General features: G+C 65.6%; 20 protein-coding genes and 1 tRNA gene. 4 read left to right on the plus strand and 17 right to left on the minus strand.

The genetic code is table 11. From position 1 onward, the window contains the following. Positions 1–2 precede the first annotated feature (2 nt). On the minus strand, positions 3–824 hold the full coding sequence (locus C8J39_RS11385) for a DUF4198 domain-containing protein (RefSeq protein WP_120300612.1): 822 nt from the start codon (positions 822–824) through the stop codon (positions 3–5). A gap of 79 nt (positions 825–903) precedes the next feature. Here C8J39_RS11385 and C8J39_RS11390 point away from each other — a divergent pair, with 79 nt between their 5' ends. Both C8J39_RS11390 and C8J39_RS11395 read left to right on the plus strand, forming a co-directional pair. After that, positions 904–3,192: a TonB-dependent hemoglobin/transferrin/lactoferrin family receptor gene (locus tag C8J39_RS11390; protein WP_243650052.1), complete on the plus strand. Its 2,289-nt coding sequence runs from the start codon at positions 904–906 to the stop codon at positions 3,190–3,192. Between the two features lie 8 nt (positions 3,193–3,200). Beyond that, on the plus strand, positions 3,201–4,166 hold the full coding sequence (locus C8J39_RS11395; RefSeq protein ID WP_120300613.1) for a DUF6607 family protein: 966 nt from the start codon (positions 3,201–3,203) through the stop codon (positions 4,164–4,166). A 153-nt stretch (positions 4,167–4,319) separates the two neighbouring features. Here the strand turns inward: C8J39_RS11395 and C8J39_RS11400 are convergent, their stop codons facing one another. The 3 genes from C8J39_RS11400 to C8J39_RS11410 form a co-directional block, all read right to left on the minus strand. Then, complete coding sequence (locus C8J39_RS11400; protein ID WP_120300923.1) at positions 4,320–5,606, minus strand: glycoside hydrolase family 130 protein; 1,287 nt, start codon at positions 5,604–5,606, stop codon at positions 4,320–4,322. A gap of 177 nt (positions 5,607–5,783) precedes the next feature. Continuing rightward, positions 5,784–6,584: a class I SAM-dependent methyltransferase gene (locus C8J39_RS11405; RefSeq protein ID WP_120300614.1), complete on the minus strand. Its 801-nt coding sequence runs from the start codon at positions 6,582–6,584 to the stop codon at positions 5,784–5,786. 319 nt (positions 6,585–6,903) lie between these two features. After that, a tRNA-Ser gene (locus C8J39_RS11410) sits at positions 6,904–6,994 on the minus strand. Positions 6,995–7,082: 88 nt separating this feature from the next. Here C8J39_RS11410 and C8J39_RS11415 point away from each other — a divergent pair. After that, positions 7,083–7,940 carry a peptidylprolyl isomerase gene (locus C8J39_RS11415; protein WP_120300615.1) on the plus strand — a complete coding sequence of 286 codons (858 nt, stop codon included), beginning with the start codon at positions 7,083–7,085 and terminating at the stop codon, positions 7,938–7,940. Here C8J39_RS11415 and C8J39_RS11420 read toward each other — a convergent pair. From C8J39_RS11420 to C8J39_RS11470, 11 genes are all read right to left on the minus strand, one after another. Further along, complete coding sequence (locus C8J39_RS11420; RefSeq protein ID WP_120300616.1) at positions 7,937–8,791, minus strand: pirin family protein; 855 nt, start codon at positions 8,789–8,791, stop codon at positions 7,937–7,939. The genes C8J39_RS11415 and C8J39_RS11420 overlap by 4 nt on opposite strands. Position 8,792: 1 nt before the next feature. After that, complete coding sequence (locus tag C8J39_RS11425) at positions 8,793–9,365, minus strand: NADPH-dependent FMN reductase (protein ID WP_120300617.1); 573 nt, start codon at positions 9,363–9,365, stop codon at positions 8,793–8,795. A 10-nt stretch (positions 9,366–9,375) separates the two neighbouring features. Then, positions 9,376–10,170, minus strand: a complete 795-nt coding sequence (locus C8J39_RS11430) for a class III extradiol ring-cleavage dioxygenase (RefSeq protein WP_120300618.1) — start codon at positions 10,168–10,170, stop codon at positions 9,376–9,378. A 76-nt stretch (positions 10,171–10,246) separates the two neighbouring features. After that, entirely contained in the window at positions 10,247–11,305 is a 1,059-nt protein-coding gene (locus C8J39_RS11435; RefSeq protein ID WP_120300619.1) for a spore photoproduct lyase family protein, read from the minus strand. 36 nt (positions 11,306–11,341) lie between these two features. Next, on the minus strand, positions 11,342–11,875 hold the full coding sequence (locus tag C8J39_RS11440) for a response regulator transcription factor (RefSeq protein ID WP_056490014.1): 534 nt from the start codon (positions 11,873–11,875) through the stop codon (positions 11,342–11,344). Between the two features lie 8 nt (positions 11,876–11,883). Continuing rightward, positions 11,884–13,197 (minus strand): ATP-binding protein, encoded by a 1,314-nt coding sequence (locus tag C8J39_RS11445; RefSeq protein ID WP_120300620.1) that lies wholly within the window; start codon positions 13,195–13,197, stop codon positions 11,884–11,886. Beyond that, positions 13,194–13,910, minus strand: coding sequence for an SURF1 family protein (locus C8J39_RS11450; RefSeq protein ID WP_120300621.1), 717 nt, complete (start codon positions 13,908–13,910; stop codon positions 13,194–13,196). The genes C8J39_RS11445 and C8J39_RS11450 overlap by 4 nt, the downstream gene beginning before the upstream one ends. Then, on the minus strand, positions 13,910–14,293 hold the full coding sequence (cyoD, locus tag C8J39_RS11455) for a cytochrome o ubiquinol oxidase subunit IV (RefSeq protein WP_056063531.1): 384 nt from the start codon (positions 14,291–14,293) through the stop codon (positions 13,910–13,912). Before cyoD ends, C8J39_RS11450 begins: the two co-directional genes overlap by 1 nt. Beyond that, positions 14,290–14,928, minus strand: a complete 639-nt coding sequence (gene cyoC / locus C8J39_RS11460) for a cytochrome o ubiquinol oxidase subunit III (RefSeq protein ID WP_243650051.1) — start codon at positions 14,926–14,928, stop codon at positions 14,290–14,292. The genes cyoD and cyoC overlap by 4 nt, the downstream gene beginning before the upstream one ends. A gap of 4 nt (positions 14,929–14,932) precedes the next feature. Continuing rightward, positions 14,933–16,933, minus strand: a complete 2,001-nt coding sequence (gene cyoB, locus C8J39_RS11465; RefSeq protein WP_120300623.1) for a cytochrome o ubiquinol oxidase subunit I — start codon at positions 16,931–16,933, stop codon at positions 14,933–14,935. Positions 16,934–16,943: 10 nt separating this feature from the next. Next, positions 16,944–18,170, minus strand: coding sequence for a ubiquinol oxidase subunit II (locus C8J39_RS11470; RefSeq protein WP_120300624.1), 1,227 nt, complete (start codon positions 18,168–18,170; stop codon positions 16,944–16,946). Positions 18,171–18,383: 213 nt separating this feature from the next. Here C8J39_RS11470 and C8J39_RS11475 point away from each other — a divergent pair, with 213 nt between their 5' ends. Continuing rightward, positions 18,384–19,715, plus strand: coding sequence for an MFS transporter (locus C8J39_RS11475; RefSeq protein WP_120300625.1), 1,332 nt, complete (start codon positions 18,384–18,386; stop codon positions 19,713–19,715). A 295-nt stretch (positions 19,716–20,010) separates the two neighbouring features. On the opposite strand, the gene C8J39_RS11480 is transcribed toward C8J39_RS11475, so the two are convergent. Continuing rightward, positions 20,011–21,186, minus strand: coding sequence for an MFS transporter (locus C8J39_RS11480; protein WP_120300626.1), 1,176 nt, complete (start codon positions 21,184–21,186; stop codon positions 20,011–20,013). Positions 21,187–21,248: 62 nt separating this feature from the next. Further along, positions 21,249–21,866 (minus strand): flavin reductase family protein, encoded by a 618-nt coding sequence (locus tag C8J39_RS11485; RefSeq protein WP_120300627.1) that lies wholly within the window; start codon positions 21,864–21,866, stop codon positions 21,249–21,251. Between the last annotated feature and the right edge of the window lie 14 nt (positions 21,867–21,880).

Genomic DNA, 21,880 nt, shown 5'->3' on the forward strand with positions numbered 1-21,880 from the left:
GATCAGATCGCCTCGAACGCCAGCGTCACCGTGAAGCTCGAATACGCATCCGCCGCGCCCGGCGTAGCTGCGCGGTGCCGCACGAGCATCAGGTACCGCCCGGCATCGGACGGGGTCAGCGTCACCTTGCCGGCCTTGTCGCTGTTCACAGTCGCGACCTGCTTGCGTCCGTCATAGAACCCCGCCTCGCGGAACAGCGTCACGGGTTCGCCGGCGAGCGGCTTGCCCTCGTACAGGATTTCGAACGTGGCCGCTGAACCCGGCGCATAGCTGCTCGGATCGCCGAGCGGGTGGATTTCCAGCGCTTTGCCGCGCGCCGCCAGCGCACCCGAGGCGCCGGGCTTGCCGCGCACCACATAGGCGTCGGCCAGCGTCGTGCTGCGCACGTCGACTGACGTCGCGCCGGGCGGAGGCGTCTTGCCTTCGCCGACGATCGTCCAGGCCTCGCCGATCCGGTACATCTTGCTCAGACGGCCGATCCGCTGCCCCGACGACAGCCGGTACACGCCGTCCGCCGGTAGCACGGCCTCGACGATCGCCTGGTCCGTGGTCAGCGTCGGTGCGGCCAGCTTGGCGGTCTTTCCATCGGGCCCGGTGATCTCGAACGGCGCGTCCTTCATCGCAATCTCAGGCCGGAAGGCGTCTTCGGTGAACGATGCTTGGAGCGTGACGCGATCACGTCCCGCCGCGTCGAATACGCTCGGCAGCACATACGGCATATGCGCCGCCGACGGCCCCGACACGAGGGCAAGTGCGGTAGCGATAGCAGGAGCCAGAGCCCCGGTCGCTCGCGCCGTCCGCCAATTTCCCCTGGTCTTCGTCATCACGATGCTCCTTTTCGATGGCACTTGATAACGAGAATGATTCTCACTAGCAAGCCGGCAGACCGTGGGGACAACGAACATGACATTGACCAAATTACTGGCGGGCATCTCGCCGATCGCCCTGATGATCGGCGCCGCCGGCCCTGCCGCTGCAGAGCCCGCTCTCGCAGAAGCTGCGCCTGCTTCGGCGGCCGACAAGCCGACTGCCACCGCGCCTGCCGCCGATCCGGAGGGCCAGGACCAGGTCATCACCGTCACCGCGACGCGCACCGAAAAGGCGGTGGAGGACGTGCCCGCGACCGTGTCGGTGATCGACGCGAAGACGATCGAGGATCGCTTCATCTCCGACATCAAGGATCTGGTGCGCTACGAGCCCGGCGTCACCGTCCGCCGCGCGCCGTCGCGCTTCACCGCCGCCGGATCCTCGACCGGGCGCGACCGCGACAGTGGGTTCAACATCCGCGGGCTCGAGGGCAACCGCGTGCTGATCACCGTCGACGGCGTCCGCGTCCCCGACGCGTTCAGCTTCGGCGCGCAATCGGTCGGTCGCGGCGATTACGTCGATCTCGACCTGCTCAAGTCGGTCGAGATTTTGCGCGGCCCCGCCTCCGCGCTCTACGGCAGCGACGGCGTCGCGGGCGCGGTCAGCTTCATTACCAAGGACCCACGCGATTTCCTGACCGATGGCAAGCTGGTCGGCGGCGGACTGCGCTCCAGCTATGATTCCTCGGACGACAGCTGGACCAACGGCTTCGTGGTCGCGGGCAAGACCGGCGATATCGAGGCGATGGTCGCCTATACCCGCCGCGACGGGCACGAAACCGAGACCAAGGGCAGCAACGACACCGCAACCACCGATCGCACGACGGCAAACCCGCAGGACATCGAGTCCAACGCGCTGCTCGGCCGCCTCGTCTGGGCACCCAACGATGCCAGCCGGTTGCGCCTCACCTATGAGCATTTCTCGTCGGTGGTCGACACCGACGTGCTCAGCGCGATCGCCAAGCCCCCGCTCGCGGCGACATCGGTGATCGGGCTCACCGCGCACGACACGACCGAGCGCAACCGCGGCACGCTCGACTATCGCTACATCGGCGCCCCCCTGATCGGCGGCATCGTCAGCGGTATCCGCGCCGCCGGCTATTACCAGAAGAGCCTCACGCTCCAGGCCGCGGCGGAGAACCGCAACACCGCTGCCGATCGCACGCGCATCAACCGCTTCGACAACGAAGTGTACGGCGGCACGCTGCAGCTCGAAAGCCGCGCCGCGACCGGGCCGTTGACGCACCTGTTCGCCTATGGCGCCGACTACTCGCACACCCGCCAGACGGGTGTGCGAGACGGCACCGTCGCGCCTGCGGGCGAAGTCTATCCGACCCGTGCCTTCCCGACGACCGACTACACGCTGGTCGGCGTGTTCGCGCAGGACGAGATTGCCATCGCCGATGGGCTGCTCACGCTGTTCCCGTCGATCCGCTACGATCACTACAAGCTGAACCCACAGAACGATCCGCTGTTCACGACCTTCGTACCGCGCGAGCAGAGCGGATCGAAGGTTACGCCGCGGATCGGCGCCGTCGCCAAGCTGACCGAGGGTGTCCGGCTGTTCGCCAACTACGCACAAGGCTTCAAGCCGCCTGAGCCGAACCAGATCAACAACGGCTTTGCCAATCTCACGCAGAATTACCGCTCGGTCCCCAATCCCGACCTCAAGCCCGAGACGAGCAACAGCGTCGAGGGCGGCATCCGGTTGAGCGGCACGGGCTGGTCGCTGAGTGGAACCGCGTTCAGCAGCCGCTTCCGCAACTTCATCGATCAGGTCCAGGTCAGCGGCGCCTTCACCGCGGCCGACCCGGCGGTGTACCAGTATATCAACCGCGGCCGCGTCAAGATCGAGGGACTGGAAGCCCGCGGCGAGGCGCGCCTGCCGATCGGGGTCGGCGTCCGCGGCGCGGCGTCCTACGCCAAGGGCACGATGCGGACGACCGGCGTCGCCGGCACGCAGCCGCTCGACAGCATCGAGCCCGTCAAGGTCGTCGCAGGCTTGTTCTACCAACCCGACGCCGGACCGTTCCGCGCCGAGGTCATCGCCACGCACTCCGCGGGCAAGAAGGTCGGCGATACCAACAACAGCTGCAACACCGCGGCCACCAGTTGCTTCACGCCGTCGGGGTTCTGGATCCTCGACGCCACCGCGTCGCTACGCGTGTTGGATCATGCGACGCTGCGCGCGGGGATCTTCAACATCACCGACAAGAAGTATTTCTGGTGGAGCGACGTCCGCGGACTGACCTCGACCTCGGTCGTCCGCGACGCCTATTCGCAACCCGGCCGCAACGCCGGGCTCTCCTTCTCGCTCAACCTGTGAGGCCTTTGATGTTCCGCTCCCTTCTCCTCGCGACCGGGCTGACGCTGGCCACTCTCCCCGTCGCGCCGACGATCGCTTTCGCGCAAACGCAGGCCGTCTACGGCGACCAGGCGCGCGATCACGCGTCGATCATGGCGATGGCCGGCACCTTCAAAGTGACGTTCGACATGCGCGAGACGACGCCGCTGGTCGCGGGCTACACGCCCTACCCGGCCAAGCTCAGCGGCGGGCACGAGGTCGTCCGCGCAATCGTTGACACGCCCGACCACGTCGTGCTCCAGCATCTGCTGGTCGTCACCGACGGCAACGCCAAGACGATGGTGATCAAGCACTGGCGACAGGACTGGACGTGGCAGCCGTCGACCGTGCTCGTCTACACCGCGGCAGGCCGCTGGACACTCAGGCCGCTTGCGGAAGCCGAACGACGCGGCGCGTGGTCGCAGACGGTGTGGCAGACCGACGATTCCCCGCGCTATGGCGGGATCGGTCGCTGGCGCTACGACGACGGCGCGACCCGCTGGACCAGTGACGAGACCCGCCGCCCGCTCGCGCGCCGCGACGCGACCCGGAACCCACCCTATGATCACTATATCGGCAGCAACCGTCACGTCCTGACCCCCGCCGGCTGGGTGCACGAGCAGGACAATGCCAAGATCGGCATGAAGGACGGCAAGCCCGCCACCTACGTCCACGAATACGTCATCAACACCTACACCCCAGCGACCGACTTCGCGGTGGTGGCGGCGGACGCGTATTGGGCGAAGACGAAGGACTATTGGGCTGCGGTCCGCACCCACTGGGACAGCGCAATCGCGAAGCGCTCGGGCGTGCATGTTGCAGAGGACGCCTCGAACGGATCGGCTACGGGTCACCAGTTGATGCTGCTCGCCGATGATATCGCCGCAGGCGACACCGCTCAGGAATCCGGAAAGGCGGAGGCCGAAGCATTGGTAAAGCGCGAGACCGGGACATAATCCAGGCTTCCACGACACCGGAGCGTCTGCCAACGCCTACGACGCCCCTCAGGCGGCCATTCGCAGCCTGTATCCAGCGCTCCAACTTCGCACTCACCGATGATATATCGGCATGCCAACGTGACGGGCCGACCACGTTGGCACACCGACATATCAGTCGGCTGTCATCACGGACAGCAGGTCATCCACGTCTCCCACGGCAAACGCCGAATACTCGTCGCCGATCGCGTAGGGCAGCAAGATGCGGCGATCCCGGATCAGCGCACCGCAGCTATAGGTCACGTTCGGCACATAGCCCCCGCGTTGTTCCGCGCTGGGAAACAGCAACGGCGACGCCGTGCGGGCGAGCACCTTCGACGGATCGTCCTTGTCGAGCAGGCAGGCACCGATGCAATATCCCCGGACCATGCCGACGCCGTGCGTGAACACCAGCCAGCCCTCGTCGATCTCGATCGGCGATCCGCAATTGCCCAGCTGCACGAACTCCCAGGGGTATTTCGGCGCCATGATCGGCGCTCCGGTCTCCCACGTGTAGAGATCATCCGATCGCAGCAGCCAGATATTCTCGCTGTCCTGGCGGCCCAGCATTACGAACTGGTTGTTGATCCGTCGCGGGAACAGCGCCATTCCCTTGTAGCCGGTCATGGCGCCGGCAAGCGCCCTCATCTCGACCCGGCGCAGGTCGACCCCGCGCAGGATTTCCTGACGCGCGTCCTTGCCGTCGAACGCGGTGTACGTGCCGATGACGCTGCGGACCCCGTCGTGATCGGTGAAGTTGACCAGCCGCAGATCCTCGATGCCCTGTCGCTGGCTCGGCAAGACCGGGAAGATGACGGTCTCGGACGCATCCCGGCTGTCTTCGCAGAGCAGGCGGACCCACCCGTTATCCTGCCGCTCGATGCGCGGCGGGACACCGTGTGCGCTGGCCGGATCGATCACCAGCCGATCGCCCGGTCCCCACTCGCCGGTGCGGAACGTGATCGACGAGATATGACCCTCGCCGATGCCTCGCAGCGACATGACGAAGCGAACCGCGCCCGGCACGGACGGCTCTTCATCCGTCAGTGAAACGATGCTGGGGTTGAAGAGCGCGGCGGACTCGAACGCGTATTCCTGGCTGAAATAGGCGCCGATGATCAGCCGTTCGTCCTCGTTGAAGTCGCCGTCCCCTATATCCTGCCGTACCTCATCGAAACGACGCAGCAGGACCTGCTCGGCGTTGCGATGGCGCTCGCGCATGGGGGTCAGCAGCAGGTCGCGCATCCTTTGGCGCATCGTATCGTCCAGCGCCTGGACGCGGTCCACGACGACCTGGCTGCGTGGCGGGCGGTCCGCCTCGAACGCTTTCGGATAGCCGAAGTTGAACGGCCGGATCACGGTGCGCGACGGATCGGGCTTTAACTCGACGTCCAGCGTCGTGAAGACATCGGCAGCGTTCATCGGCATCGGCATCGGCCCTTCAGTCATGCTCGCGAGAGGACGCTCGCGGGCATAGCTGAGGTAACGATGCCGAGCCGCACCCGATCCCAGGCGGGCATGCATAAGCTGACCTTCGCCGCTTCCCGCTGATTCAAGACGCCTTCGGCACGCCGGCTGTCGACCCGCGAGCCAGTGCTATCATCGCGCCTTTACGAACCGTAGCGTGAACCGGTCGCTCTCGCCGATCGCCGCATATTTGGCGTGATCGACGTCCTTCAATCGATAGCTCGGCGGCAGCGTCCAGACGCCTTCCGGATGATCGTGGGTATCCTTGGGGTTGGCGTTGATCCGCGATTCTGCTGCAAGCGCGAAGCCGGCCTCCTGCGCCAGCCGAACGACCGTCGATCGCTTTATGTAGCCGCTCGTCTTCTCGCGCGCCGTGTCCATTTCCTCCGGCAGGCGATGATCGACGACGCCGAGCACACCGCCCGGCTTGAGCGCCGTATAGAACGCCTTGAACACGCGGCCCGCGACGGCGGGGTCGTCCTGCATCAAGAGGTTGTGGACGTTGCGGAACGTCAGGAGCACATCCGCGCTTCCCGCCGGGATCGAGGACGCTCCGGTCTTGAAGTCGATCGTCGCGACCTGCGTCACGCCGTACTCCGCGGTCTTCGCGGCAAAGGCGCTGCGGGTGCGCTCAGCCTGCGTGATCGGCACCAGCGCGACATAGTGCCCCCGACCCTTCACCAGCGGCGCGAGGATCTCGGCATACCAGCCGCCCGCCGGCAGGAATTCGACGATCGTCTGCGTCGGCTTGACGCCGAAAAAGGCCAAAGTCTGCGCCGGGTGACGATAGCGATCGCGCGCACGGTTCGCCGGCGTCCGCGTCGGCGATGCGACCACGGCAGCGATGTCCTTCGAGGGGGCGACGGATTGTGCCCCCACCCCGGTAGCGCCAAACGCGACGATACAGGTCAAGGCGGCGAGCAGTCGGTTCATAGCGTTACACTCCCTGAGCGATTCTTCCGCGACAATGCCCCGCACGAGCCGATCACACAATCTCAAGAGCCTTTGCCCGGGACACCCTGCATCGCCCAACGCCTTTTGTAAGCGACATTTTTAATGGCAGATCCAAGCTGTGGTTATCACTTTAACGTCCCCCGTACTGGGCGGCCCGGATGGCTGGTGGGCATGCCAACTGCGGACATTCGATAAGCAGACGCAAACGTACCGCTCGTCCCACAGCCATGCGAAACCGACAGAAAACCGCCGCTAATCAAGCCCGGAGGCCGGGAGCGAACGGGAAAAACAAGGGTGGTGGCGGAGCGGGTGGGATTCGAACCCACGATACGCTTTTGACGTATACTCACTTTCCAGGCGAGCGCCTTCGACCACTCGGCCACCGCTCCGCATTGCTCTGGAAGCGGGTCTGCTAGTGCGGGTTTCGCGCGCGCGCAAGCGATTGCGTGCGGGGACGGCCTCGGGCAGTCTGCGGGGATGTTGAATCTTCTTCTCGCTGCCATGCTTGCGCAGGCCGTTCCGGCCGCCGCGACGCTCCCGTCCGATCCGGTTGCGGCGGACTGGGTTGCGGTGCCGGACGACGAACTGGTGGTGTTCACGCTGGCCAATGGGCACCGGTTCACGGTGCGGCTCGCGCCTCGCTATGCGCCGGTGCACGTCGCGAACATACGCAAGTTGGCGCGGGCGCATTGGTGGGATGCGGGGACGAGCGTGTACCGGGTGCAGGACAATTACGTCGCGCAATGGGGTGATGCGACGGAGAAGAAGGCGCTGGTCGGGGGTGTGGTCGCGAATCCACCGGCGGAATATTCGCATGCCGGGTCGACGACGGTGGCGCGGCTTTCGCAGCGCGATCCTTATGCGGAATGGGCGGGGTATAGTCGCGACGGGTGGCCGCTCGCGGGCAATGGCGCGACCGAGTGGGTGCCGCATTGCTATGGCATGGTCGGCGTCGCGCGCGATCTGGCGCCGAGCACGGGGAGCGGCGCCGAGCTTTATGCCGTCATCGGGCATTCGCCGCGTGCGCTGGATCGGAACATCGCGGTGGTCGGACGGGTGATCGACGGCGTCGAGTGGCTGTCGTCCCTGCCGCGCGGGACGGGGGATTTGGGGTTCTACAAGACCGAGGGGGAGCGTAGCCCGATCGTGTCCGCACGCCTCGCAAGCGAACTGCCCGCCGCTGAGCGACCGCATTTCGAATATCGCGCGGCGGACAATCCGCGGTTCGCGGCGTGGATCGCCTCGCGGGAGAACCGGGCGGGGCCGTTCTTTACCGTGCCTGCCGGGGGTGCCGACATCTGTGCCGCGCTGCCCCCGGTGCGTAAAGCGCCTTAGCGGATGACGGGCGGCTTGCCGAACAGGCCGGCATTATAGTCCTCGATCGCGCGGACGATCTCTTCGCGGGTGTTCATGACGAAGGGGCCGTGGGAGACGACGGGTTCACCGATCGGGTCGGCGTGGCCGTAGAGGATCGTGGCGGGGGCTTCGGTCGTGACGGTGATGGTGTCGCCCTCGTTGCCAAACGTGGCGAGGTGGTGCGGCTTGATCTGCGTGCCGTTGGCCGTGGGGGCGCCGGCGACGACGTAGAAGAAGACCGCGCGGCCGGTTGGGGCTGGCAGGTCGAGCTTGGCGCCGGCTTCGAGTTCGATCGTCATCATCGCGACGTCGGTCAGGGATTCGATCGGGCCGCGCTGGTCTCCGAAGCTGCCGGAGATCAGGTTCACGGTGCCACCCTCGACCAGGATCGCGGGAATGTCCTCGCGCTGGAGGCCGGTATAGGCGGGCTTGGTCATCTTGAGCCGGCCGGGGAGATTGACCCAGAGTTGCAGGATCTCGAGCGGGCCGCCGTCGCGCTTGAACGATGCTGGTGAGATTTCCGCGTGGATCAGGCCCGAGCCGGCCGTCATCCACTGGACGCCGCCGGCGCGGATGACGCTCTCGTGGCCACCGCTGTCGAGATGCGCCATCTCGCCCTCGATGATGAAGCTGACCGTCTCGAACCCGCGGTGCGGGTGCGGGCCGAACGGGAGGCCGCTGTTGCCGGGGCGGTAGGTCTGCGGGCCGTGATGGTTGAGGAACAGGAACGGATCGACCTGTGTCAGGCCGGGGGCGGGTAGCGGGCGTCGTGTCACCAGGTCGGCGATATCGTCGCGCTGGGCGGGATACTGGTTGAGGACGTGGCGCATGTCAGGATGCCTCGCGGTCGGCGGTGGTGGGCCGCGCGATGTCGGCGAGCAGGTCGTCGATGCCCCCGACGAGGAAGTCGAGCGTGCGCTGGTCGGTCAGGCGACCATCGGCGATCTTCTCGTGGACCGCGCCGACGACGGCTTGTGGGCGCAACACGGTGCGCGCGCCGATCGAGGCCAGCGTCTCGTTCAGTTGCGCGTGCGCACGCGCGCCGCCGACGGCGCCGGGTGACGAGGTGAGCGTGAAGACCGGCTTGCCCGTGAGCGTCGCCTTGCCGTGCGGGCGCGAGGCCCAGTCGAGCGCGTTCTTCAGGACGCCGGAGATGCCGTGGTTATATTCGGGGGTGGCGATGACGATCCCGTCGGCCGCGCCGATTGCCGCGCGCAGGGCTGCGACGGCGGCGGGGGGCGTGTCGGTGTCGGCGTCCTGATCGTAGAGCGGGACGTCGTTCAGCGCGAAGACCGTCAGCGCGGCCTTGTCGGCGATAGCGTCGCCTAGCGTGGTCAGGATCGCCGTATTGTACGAGCCGCGGCGCAGGCTGCCGGAGATTGCCAGCAAAACGGGGAGGGCCATGGAAATTCCTTTAGTTGAAGCGGTAACCGGAGATCGCGGTTTGCAGGACGTGTTGGCTGTAGACCTGCTTACCGGGTTGGTCGGAGGCACCGGCGGCGACCATCAGCGGGAGGAGATGCTCTTCGCGGGGGTGCGAGAGGCGGCCGGCGGGGGCTTCGGCCCAACGGGCTAGCGCCTCCGCTCGCGCGGCTGGTTCGGCCTCGACCGCGGCGGTCAGCCATTGGTCGAAGGCTTCGGACGGCGCGGTGAAACGCGGGTCGCCGTAGCCGCGCATGTTGTGGAAGCTCATGCCCGAGCCGACGATCAGGACGCCTTCGTCGCGCAGTGGGGCGAGTGCGCGGCCGGCGGCGGCGTGCAACGTAGGGTCGAGATCGCGGTCGACCGACATCTCGACGACCGGGATGTCGGCGTCGGGGAACGCGACCTTCATCGGGATGAAGACGCCGTGATCGAGGCCGCGGGTCGGGTCGACATTGGCGGTCAGGCCGGCGCCGCGGAGCAGGTCGGCGGCGCGGGCAGCCAAGACGGGATCGCCGGGCGCGTCGTAGCGCAACTCGTAGGTATGCGCCGGGAAGCCGCCGTAATCGTAGATCAGTGGCGGTGTGGCGGCACCGGAGAAGGCGAAGCCGCGCGTTTCCCAGTGGCCGGATACGACGAGGATCGCCTTGGGCTTTTCGGGCAGCGAGGCGGCGATCGACCGGAGGTACGCGGCCATGCCGGTCCAGTTCCCGGCAGGGTCGTCCATGAAGAAGCAGGGTCCGCCCCCGTGCGGGATGAAGAGCGTGGGCTGGCGGGTAATTGTCATGATTCCGAGGTAGGCGGCGATGGCGGCGACCGGAAGGCCGCGAATGGCAACGCTGCGTTGCCGGTTGGCGCGGCGGTTACGTCCAGTAGAGGATACGGGCCTGCGGGAGTTTGGCCGCGATCTCATCCTGGAAGAAGGTGCGGAGCGCGCGCATCGTGTCGGCGTCGTAGACATATTTGACCGAGCCGAACTTGGTGCGTTTCTCGGTGCGGTTGGCCATGCTGAGGTCGAGCGACGATCCGGGATACCAGGTTTCCAGCACCGCCTTCGAGCCCGGCGTGTAGCGATGCGTGATCAGTTCGATCGTCACGTCGAGAACGTCGGCGAGCACCCTGCCCGCCTTCGCCAGCAAGTCACCATACGCCTCGCGCCAACCCTCAGCGGCGATGATCGGCGCGACCGTCAGGCCGATCTTGTAGCCCGCGTCCGCCATTCGACGTAGCGCGAGCAGGCGGGCTGCGACCGGGCTGGTGCCGCCCTCGAAGCGCGCATAGGCGGCGGGGTTGATCGAGGCGCGCATCCGGGTGCGGCCACGGTGGTCGAGCGTCAGCAATGGCTCGACGGCGTCGAACTTGGTGGTGAAGCGCAGTTGCACGTCCGCCTCCCACGCGCCGAAATGCGCGATCAGCGCGGAGAGCGATCCGGTGACGTGCTCGATGCCGAGCGGGTCGGTGTAGCAGGACGCCTCGAACGTCGTGCCTTCATGCGCGCGGGCGGTCGAGCGCGACGTGACCGTGCCTTGGCCAAGGTGCGCGGGGAGTTCGGCGAGGATCTCGGGCAGGTTCGCGTAGACGCGGGTGATCGGCGGGCCTTTGAGCGAGCCGGCGAGGTAGCAATAGCCGCAATGTGCAGGGCAGCCCTCGGCGAGGTCGATCCGCCAGTCCGCGCTGGGGGCGATCGGCTGGAGCTTGCGCTTCGAGGGTGGCGCGACGACGAGCGCGAGCGTTGCCTTGGCTTCGGCATAGGCGCGACGAGAGTCTTCGGGGAAATCGAGCTTGAGACGGTCGCTTGGCAGCGTCGTGACGGGTACGCCGAGCGCGGTTGCGCGCGCGACAATCTCGGCACCGTGCTCCCAGGTCAGTGCGGACGGAGTCGCCAGCAGGCGGCGAGGTTGCCAGAGTTTTTGCGAACGCATCGGAGGACAACGCCGGCCCTCCCCTATGCGTTGCCGCTATTTTACCGGGCGCTTCTCGAGCTTTCGCGCGAGCGTACGGCGGTGCATGCCGAGGCGGCGCGCGGTCTCCGAAATGTTGAAGTCGGTTTCGGCGAGCGTGGTGTGGATACGCTCCCATTCGAGCGTCTTGATCGAGGTCGGGCGCTCGGACAATTCGGTGTCGACGCTGCCCTCCGTACGGTCGAACGCGGCTTCGATGTCGTCGGTGTTCGAGGGTTTGACGAGATAGTGCGACGCGCCGAGCTTGATCGCCTCGACCGCGGTGGCGATGCTGGCGAAACCGGTGAGGACGACGACGAGGATCTCGGGGTCGTGCGCATGGAGCGTCTGGACGCAGACCAGGCCGGACGCGCCGCCCAGCTTCAGGTCGACGACCGCGTAGCGCGGGGTCCGCTCGGCCAGTTGCTCGACGAGTTCCTCGTGGCTGGCGGCCTGCATCACCTCGTAGCCGCGGCGTTCGAACGAGCGGCGGAGCGTACGGGCGAAGGTCTCGTCGTCCTCGACGATCGCCAGGAGTTTGGGTTCGGTCATGGCCTCGGTCATGACAGGGCGATCGCGGAGAGGGGCATGGTAATCGTGACTTCGGCGCCGCCGCCTTCGCAGTTTACCACCGACACGCCGCCACCGAGCTTGCGCATGACGTTGACGGCGAGGAACAGGCCAAGGCCGTGGCCGGGTTCGCGCTTGCTCGACTGATAGGGTTTGCCGAAGCTGGCGAGGCGTTCGTCGCTGAAGCCGGGGCCGCGGTCTCGGACGATCAGCGCGAGGTCGCCGTCGGTGCGTTCGCCGCGGAAGGCGACCCAGTGCGGCGAGGCTTCGGCGGCGTTGTCGAGCACGTTGGCGATCACCTGTTTGAGCGCGGGGTCCGACACGACCTGCGGATCGTCGCCGACTCGCGTGGTATAATCAAAATCGACCGATGGGTGCACCGCGCGCCATTCGTCGACGATCCCGTCGAGGAGCTGGTGGAGCGGCATGATCTCAGGCGCCTCGCCGCGCGCTTCGCCGGCCGAGAGCAAGATGCCGGTGACGATCGCCTTGCAGCGCTGGACCTCGGATTGCATCTCGACGATCTCGGCCTGGAGGTCGGCGTCCTGCGCGAGCGTCGGCATGCGGCGCCAGTCTGCCAGGATCACGGCGATCGATGCGAGTGGCGTGCCGAGCTCGTGCGCGGCGCCCGACGCCAGCAGACCCATGCGGACGATGTGGTCCTCCTCCGCGGCCTGCTGGCGTAGGTCGGCAAGGCGCGTGTCGCGGGCGCGCAGATTGCCGGTGATGCGCGTCATGAAGAGCATCAACAGCGTCGCGATCAGCATGAAGCAGAGCAGCGAGCCGATCGTGTAGAGCAGGAAATACTCGCCGCTGTAATCGGGGGGCAGGATCAACGGGCGGTAATAGAGCGTGAGCACGCCGAAACAGGCGGCGGTGACGGCGACGATCGCCCAGCTCGACCAGCGATCGAGCAACACGGCGCCGAGCACGACGTGGAGCAGGTAGAGCGAGATGAACGGGTTGGTCGCGCCGCCGGCGAGATACAGCTGCGTGGTAAGCAGGCCGACGTCGAACAGAAGGGCAAGCAGCAGCTGGATGTTCGCGCCCTTGCGCCAGCCGTACAGCGGCATACTCGCGAGGTTGAGGCCCACGGCGGCGGCGAGCGCGGCCATCATGGGGACGAGCGGAAGGTCGAAACCAAGGCCGAAGCGCGCGAACAGGATGGTGACGAACTGGCCGGCGACCGCGATCCAGCGGAGCGTCACGAGCTGGCGCATGTTGGCGTTGCCGGTCGCGTCGGTGCGTGCGGTCGCGAGCGCGAGCCAGCGCTGCCATCCCTGGCGTGCCGCCTCCGAGGTCATTCCGCACCCCGCCGCTTCCGCGCGTCCTGGCGGACGAACACGACGAACGCGCCGATCGTCATCGCAGCGAGCGCGAACCAAGTCAGCATGTAGACAAGGTGGTTGTTGGGGAAGGCGATGATCGTCAGGCCGCCGACCGGGGCGGCGGTGCCGGACTTGTCCGCGTCGACGAAATAGGGGGCGACGTTCGACAGGCCACGCGCGCTGGCGATCGCAGCGACATCGCGCGAATACCATTTGCCGGTGGCGGGGTCGTTATGACGCAGGAAGCCGCCGCCGGGCTCGGTGATGCGGAGATAGCCGGTGATCGTGACCGAGCCGGTGGGCTTGGTATGCGCGACGCGCTGTTCGGACGAGACGTAGCCGCGGTTGACGAGGACAGTAAAGCCCTGTGCGGTCCGCAAAGGCGTGACGACCCAATAGCCGCTGCCAAGCGCAGTGGCGGCGCGGACCAGCGTTTCGCGAGTATTGTCGAGGGTCCCGTCGAGCCGGATGCGGCGATAGGCATCCGTGGTGGCGGTAATCGCATTCCAGGAGGCTGGTCCGGGCGGGGCGACCGGCGCGGCGTGAGAGCGCGCCGCGACCTGTGCGATCAGGTTGAGCTTCCAGGTACGGCGCTCGACTTGCCAGATGCCGAGCGCCATGAACCCGGCGAACAGCAGCAGCGCGACCAGACCTGCGACATAGACGGCAGGGCCCGGTCGCATCCTCATCACATGTCCGCCGCGGCCTGCATCGGCATCATGTTCGTGTTCATGTGGTACATCACCCAGATCGATCCGCTGAGCGTGATAACGACGAGGATGATCGTGAAGATCAGCGCCATCATCGTCCAGCCGCCCTCCGACTTGCCGCTCATGTGCAGGAAGTAGATCATGTGGACGACGATCTGCGCGACCGCGAAGACCATCACGACGAGCGCGGCGGTCGAGGGATCCTTGAACGCGCCGGTCATGACTGCCCAGAACGGGATCGCGGTCAGGATGACCGAGAGGAAGAACCCCTTGAGGTAGCTGCCTCGCGTGCCGTGTGCTGCGCCATTGTCATGGTCGTGATCGGCGTGCGGATTGTTCGCCGGTGCTTGGGGATCGCTCATCGCAGGGTGCCCATCAGATAGACGAAGGTAAAGACGCCGATCCAGATGACGTCGAGGAAATGCCAGAACATGCTGAGGCACATCAGGCGGCGCTTGTTGGCAGCGATCAGGCCGTGCTTCTGGACCTGGACCATCAGCGTGACGAGCCAGATCAGGCCCATCGTGACGTGAAGGCCGTGCGTGCCGACCAGCGTGAAGAACGACGACAGGAACGCGCTGCGGGTCGGGCCCGCACCCTCATGGATGAGGTTGGCGAACTCGTACATTTCGATCGACAGGAACGCGAGGCCGAACAGGCCGGTGAAGACCAGCCACATCTGCATGACGCGCTGGCGACCTTCCTCCATCGACAGCATCGCGAAGCCGTAGGTGATCGACGAGAACAGCAGCATCGCGGTGTTCACCGCCACCAGCGGCAGCTCGAAGATTTCCTTCGGGCTGGGGCCGCCGGCATAGCTGTTGCCGAGCACGGCATAGGCCGCGAACAGCACCGCGAAGATGAGGCAATCGCTCATCAGGTACATCCAGAAGCCCAGCATCGTGCTGCTGCCTTCCGGATGTTCGTGCTCCTCGATGTCGTAGAACGAGACCTTCTCGGTCTCGTTCAGGCCATCCTTCATGGGTATTGCGGACATCGCGTCAGGCTCCCTGGGTCGCGAGCTGGCGGGTGCGCGCGTTCTCGGTGGCGATCACGTCCTCGACCGGGATGTGGAAGTCGCGCTTATAGTTGAAGGTGTGGAAGATCGTCGTCGCGAAGATGCCGACCAGCGTGAGCCCTGCGAGCCACCAGATGTACCAGATCATCGCAAACCCGAACGCCACGCTGAGGCCGGCGAGCACGACACCCGTGCCGGTGCCGCTCGGCATGTGGATCGACTTGAAGCCGGTCACAGGCCGCTCGTGCTTGCGATCCTTCATGTCGTACCAAGCGTCCAGGTCGTGGACGATCGGCGTGAACGCGAAGTTGTACTCCGGCGGCGGCGACGAGGTGGCCCACTCCAGCGTGCGACCGTTCCACGGATCGCCGCTGTGATCGGCCAGCGCTTCGCGGTTGCGAATGCTGACGAAGATCTGGAGCAGGAAGGCACCGATGCCGGCTGCGATCAGGGCTGCACCGAAGGCGGCGATGACGAACCAGATCTGCAGGTTCGGATCATCGAAATAGCGCATCCGGCGAGTCACGCCCATCAGGCCGAGCACGTAGAGCGGCATGAACGCGAAGTAGAAGCCGACCACCCAGCACCAGAACGACACCGTACCCCACTTTTTGTCCAGCTTGAAGCCGAACGCCTTCGGGAACCAGTAGTTGATGCCTGCGAACATGCCGAACAGCGTCCCGCCGATGATCACGTTATGGAAATGCGCGACCAGGAACAGCGAGTTGTGCAGCACGAAATCGGCTGGTGGGACGGCAAGGAGGACGCCGGTCATGCCGCCGATCGTGAAGGTCACCATGAAGGCGATCGTCCACATCATCGGCAGTTCGAACCGGATCCGGCCCTTGTACATCGTGAACAGCCAGTTGAAGATCTTGGCCCCGGTCGGGATCGAGATGATCATCGTGGTGATGCCGAAGAACGAGTTCACGCTCGCGCCCGACCCCATCGTGAAGAAGTGGTGCAGCCAGACGAGGTAGGCGAGGATCGTGATGACGAGCGTCGCATAGACCATCGAGCTGTAGCCGAAGAGGCGCTTGCCCGAGAAGGTCGAAGTGACTTCCGAGAAGATGCCGAATGCCGGCAGGACCAGGATGTAGACCTCGGGGTGACCCCAGATCCAGATCAGGTTGACGTACATCATCGGGTTGCCGCCCGAGTCGTTCGTGAAGAACGCGGTGCCGATGTAGCGATCGAGCGACAGCATCGCGAGAACCGCGGTCAGCACCGGGAAGGCGGCGACGATCAGGATGTTGGTGCAGAGCGACGTCCAGGTGAAGATCGGCATCTTCATCATGGTCATGCCGGGTGCGCGCATCTTGACGATGGTCGCGACCAGATTGACGCCGGACAAAAGTGTCCCGATGCCCGCGATCTGCAGTGCCCAGATATAGTAATCGACACCGACGTCGGGCGAGTAGGCCAGTCCCGAGAGGGGCGGCATCGCGAGCCAACCGGTCCGCGCGAACTCACCGATGAACAGCGACATCATGACGATCACGGCACCGGCCGTGGTCATCCAGAAGCTGAAATTGTTGAGGAACGGGAACGACACGTCGCGCGCACCGATCTGGAGCGGGACGACGTAGTTCATCAGACCCGTGACCATCGGCATCGCCACGAAGAAGATCATAATCACGCCGTGCGCGGTGAAGACCTGGTCGTAGTGATGCGCGGTCAGGTAGCCTTCGGACCCGTTGAACGCCATCGCCTGCTGCGCACGCATCATGATCGCGTCGGAGAACCCGCGCAGCAGCATGACGATCGCCAAGATCATGTACATGATCCCGATCTTCTTGTGGTCCACGCTCGTGAACCACTGGTTCCAAAGATAGCCCCAGACCTTGAAATAGGTCAGCGCGGCGACGAGCCCGAGCCCGCCGATCGCCACCATCGCGAAGGTGGCGACGACGATCGGTTCGTGCAGCGGCAGCGACTCCAGGGTCAGGCGGCCGAAGATAGTCTTCAACAGGGTGTCGTTCATGATGGTTTCTCTAGCCGTTCGCGACGGGGCGCGTGCCCGGCATGGTGGAGGGGGTCAGCATCGTGTGATTGCGGTTGGACTGCGAGCCGGGGGCGCTGTTTGCACCATCCTTTTTGATGTCAGCCGGCGCGGTCCAATGGTTGCCGCTTCCCTTTTCGTCCGCGTCCTTCATCAACGCGCCTTCGGGATGACCGGTGTCCTGCGGGCCCTTGCCGCCATTGACTCCGGGCATCGCCATGCCGGCGTGCGAGTCCCCCCCGCCTTTGCCGCCGTGCATCATCTGCGACATGCAGACCTTGCCGGGCTGGACGCACTGCTCGACGACCAGCTTGAACATGTTCGCCTCGACCGCATTGTAATAGCGGACCGGGACCTTCTCGCTCGGCTTCTCCAGCTGGAGATAGCTTGCACGATTGAGGCCGCCCCCCCGCTGCTTGACCTGGTTGATCCAGGCATCGAAGCCCGCGTCGCTGACGCCGTGGAAGCGGAAGCGCATCCCCGAGAAGCCTGCGCCGCTATAGTTGGACGAGAAGCCCTCGTAGTTGCCGGGCTTGTTGATCACCGCGTTCAGCGTCGTCTGCATGCCGGGCATCGTGTATATCATGCCGGCAAGCGCAGGGATGTAGAACGCGTTCATCACCGACGACGAAGTCATCTGGAAACGGATCGGGCGATCGACCGGCGCGGCCAGTTCGTTGACCGTGGCAATGCCGTATTCCGGATAGATGAAAAGCCACTTCCAATCGAGCGCGACGACCTGAACCTCGATCGGCTTGCCGGCGCCATTGGCGCCGTTGCCGGCCTGCTGCTTGTCGACCAGGTTGCCGACCGGCACGTTGTTCGCGAGCGTCGGCGCATCGGGCTTGATCCGGCCGAGCGGACGGTACGGATCGAGCAGATGCGTGCTGGTCCACGTCAGCGCGCCGAGCGCGATGATGATCAGCAGCGGAATGCCCCAGATCAGCAGCTCGAGGCCGACGGAGTGATCCCAGTTGGGCTCGTACTTGGCGGTCTTGTTCGACTGGCGATAGCGGAACGCGAACAGCAGCGTGAGGATGATCACCGGCACGATGATCAACAGCATCAGCCCGGTCGCGATCAGCACGAGATCGCGCTGTTGCACTGCGATATCGCCCGAAGGCGACATCACGACCCAGTTGCAGCCGCTGGTGAGCAGCGCAAGCGGCAGCACTGCCAGCCATTTTTTCGCGCGGGAAACGGTTTTCTCAACGATCATGCGGTTCCCCTACGCCTCGCTTTCGCCGCGCTACAGTGGACAATTTGTCCAATGGGCGCTGCACTGCAACATCGGCATGGCTTTATCGTCGCCCGGAGTAGCATAGATCACCCCTGCCCGCATTGGGCGCGGGAGATTGGCGCGGAATATATCTGCCCGCATCCGCCGGAACAGCGTATCATCGGGTTCGCGCCCTGAAGAGCGAGTTGAAGAATGAGTGCAAATACAGTCCCCGAGACGAGCTTCGAAGCCGATGCTCGCAGTATCCACAGCGACGGCGAGCACGTCACGCCGGGCGTGATCGCGATCGGCGTGGTGATCGGCCGCACCTCGGAATTCTTCGACTTCTTCGTGTTCGCGATCGCTTCGGTGCTGGTGTTCCCGACGCTGGTGTTTCCGTACGTCGACCGGTTGCAGGGCACGCTCTACTCGTTCGCGGTGTTCGCGCTGGCATTCTTCGCCCGGCCGATCGGCACGATCATCTTCATCGCGGTCGATCGCGCCTATGGCCGCAGCGTCAAGCTGACGATCTCGATCTTCCTGCTCGGCACCTCGACGGTCGCGATGGGGTTCATCCCCGGCTATGACCAAGTCGGCAACTGGTCGGTCGCGATCCTCGCGCTGCTGCGTATCGGCCAGGGCGTCGCGCTTGGCGGCGCGTGGGATGGTCTCGCCTCGCTACTGTCGCTGAACTCGCCGGAAAAGCATCGCGGCTGGTACGCGATGCTGCCGCAGCTGGGTGCGCCGATCGGCCTGCTGGTCGCCAGCGGTCTGTTCGCATTCTTCGTCGCTGCGTTGCCGACCGAGGATTTCTTCTCGTGGGGCTGGCGCTATCCGTTCTTCGTGGCGTTCGCGATCAACGTCGTCGCGCTGTTCGCGCGTCTTCGCCTGGTGGTGACGCCCGAGTTCGAAGAGATGTACGCCAAGCGCGAGCTCGAGCCGGCACCGGTCGTCGACACCGTGCAGTCGCAGTGGAAGGCGATCTGGCTCGGCTCGTTCGTGCCGCTCGCGAGCTTCGCGCTGTTCCACATGGTGACGGTGTTCCCGCTGTCGTGGGTCGTGCTGTTCACGCGCGAATCGGCGGGTCGTTTCCTCGTGGTCGAGGTGATCGGCGCGATCATCGGGATTGGCGCGATGCTGGTGTCGGGGCTGCTTGCGGACCGGTTCGGACGTCGCACGATGCTCGGCACGATCGCAGTGCTGATCGCGCTGTTCGCGATCGCCGCCCCGTCGCTGCTCGACGGCGGCGAGATCGGTGAGCGCCTGTTCATGGGTATCGGCTTCCTGCTGTTCGGCCTGTCGTTTGGCCAGTCATCGGGCGCGATCGCCTCGAGCCTGTCGCCGCAGCATCGCTATACGGGGTCGGCGCTGACGACCGATCTGGCGTGGCTGTTCGGTGCCGGGTTCGCTCCGTTGGCGGCACTGCTGCTGACGAGCAAGCTGGGGCTGGCGGCGAGTGGCGCGTACCTGTTCTCGGGCGCGGTGTTCACGCTGATCGCACTGGGGCTGAACAAGCAGCTCGCCAAGCGCGACATCGCGCGGTGATTGGTCGGGGCTGACGCACTTACCGAATGGCCCCTTTCCGCACCCACGAACATCACACGAACTGAAGAGTACCACCCCGGCGAAGGCCGGGGCCCAATTGGCAAGCCTGCAGTAACGGAGCGCTGCCGCTAGTTAGCACCGTCCCCCAATTGGGCCCCGGCCTTCGCCGGGGTGGTAATGGTTAGGAAGGCGCGGGCGCCCCACAAGAACCGTTCCCCCGCGAAGGCGGGGGTCCAGGAGTCACCAGCGCCACCGCCTGTAACCCTGGACTCCTGCCTTCGCAGGAGAACAGTGCTTAGCGGGTCATCACTGAAACCCGCCGGCGATCCAATCCCCAGGACACCGCCCAGATTACAAACCCGCCGAGCGCCAGCGCGGTCCCGACCCAGCCGGTCGATGGCAACCCATACCCACCCGCAATCGCCAGCCCACCCAGCCAAGGCCCAAGCGCATTGGCCGTATTGAACGCAGAATGGTTGAGCGCCGCAGCCAACGTCTGCGCCTCTTCCGCGACATCCATCAGCCGCGTCTGCAGGATCGTCGACAACCCGCCCCCGCAGCCGATCAGCACCACCACCGGCAGCATCGCCCACAGGTGCGGCGTCGCCGGCGCGTAGAGCGCAAGCGCCCCTGCCCCGAACAGCAAGGTGATCCCCGCCGCCGGCATCAGCGCCACGTCCGCAGCCTTGGCGCAGACTAAAGTCCCGATCGTCATGCCGACGCCGAACAACGCGAACGCGACCGGCGTGAATGCGGACGATACGCCCGTCACTTCGGTCAGCGTCGAGGCGAGATAGGTGTAGACGCAGAAAATCCCGCCAAACCCGACCGCGCCGATCGCCAGCGTCAGCCACACCTGCCCGTTACGCAATGCCGCGAGTTCGCCCAGCGGGCTCGCATCCTTGGCAGGCCGCAGCACCGGCGCGAACCTGAACAGCATCGCCACCGTCGCGGCTGCGATGATCGCGACGATCCCGAACCCCCAGCGCCAGCCGAACCACTGCCCGATCCCGTTCGCCAGCGGCACCCCCGCAATCGTCGCGATCGTCAGCCCGAGCATCATCCGCGATACCGCCCGCGAGCGCTTCTCGCGCGGCACCATCGACGCCGCGACCAGCGACCCGACGCCGAAATACGCGCCATGCGGCAGGCCGCTCAGGAACCGGGCGAGCAGCATCAGATGATAGGTCGGCGCCAGCGCGGACAGGCCGTTGGCGATCCCCAGAAACGTCATCAACCCGATCAGCAGCACTCGCCGCTCGATCTTCGCCGCCAGCACCGCGATCGTCGGCGCACCCACGACCACGCCCAGCGCATAGGCACTGATGACGTGCCCCGCGGTCGGCTCGTCGATCCCGAGCCCGCGCGCGAACTGCGGCAACAAGCTCATCGCCGCGAACTCGGTCGTCCCGATCGCGAACCCGCCGACGGCGAGCGCGAGCAACGCCATGCGCGTATCGACAGGTTTCATAGGGTATCGCTTTCGTAAGGCCAGAGCCGCCGCAGAATGCTGCGTCGCAGCAAATGCCTCTATCAGCCCGGGCGACGCATCTTGAACAAGGAATCCTCCGTGATCGCAAAGTAATCCGCGGGGCCGCCGCCGCGCAGGATCGGGTTCGCGCGGGCTGTCTGGTAGACACCGTCCTCCAGCATCGCGGAATCGATGTGGATCGCGACAGCCTCGCCGAGCACCAGCCACTGGTCGAGCTCGCGGCCTTCCTTCGTCTCAAGCCGGATCAGCTGCGTCAGCTTGCACTCGAACTGCGCGCGCGAAGCCGCCACGCGCGCCGGCTTGACCTTCGTCGAGGCGGCCATCTCCAGCCCTGCCAGCGCGAACTCGTCGACGTCCGCCGGCACGCTTGCCGATGTCGTGTTCATCGCCTCGCCGAGATCGCGCGTGACGAGGTTCCAGACGAACTCGCCGGTCGCCTCGATATTGGCGACGCTGTCCTTCCAGCCCATCGACGAGAAGCCGATGATCGGCGGGGTGTAGTTGAACAGGTTGAAGAAACTGTACGGCGCGAGATTGGCGACGCCGTCGGCGGACACCGTGCTGACCCAGCCGATCGGCCGCGGCGCGACGATCGCGTTCAGGGGATCGTGCGGCAGGCGATGGCCGTTCGCGGGCTCGTAAGAATGCCATTCGGTCATACATGTATTCCTGC

The sequence above is a fragment of the Sphingomonas sp. PP-CC-1A-547 genome (assembly GCF_003610375.1).
Lineage (GTDB): Bacteria > Pseudomonadota > Alphaproteobacteria > Sphingomonadales > Sphingomonadaceae > Sphingomonas.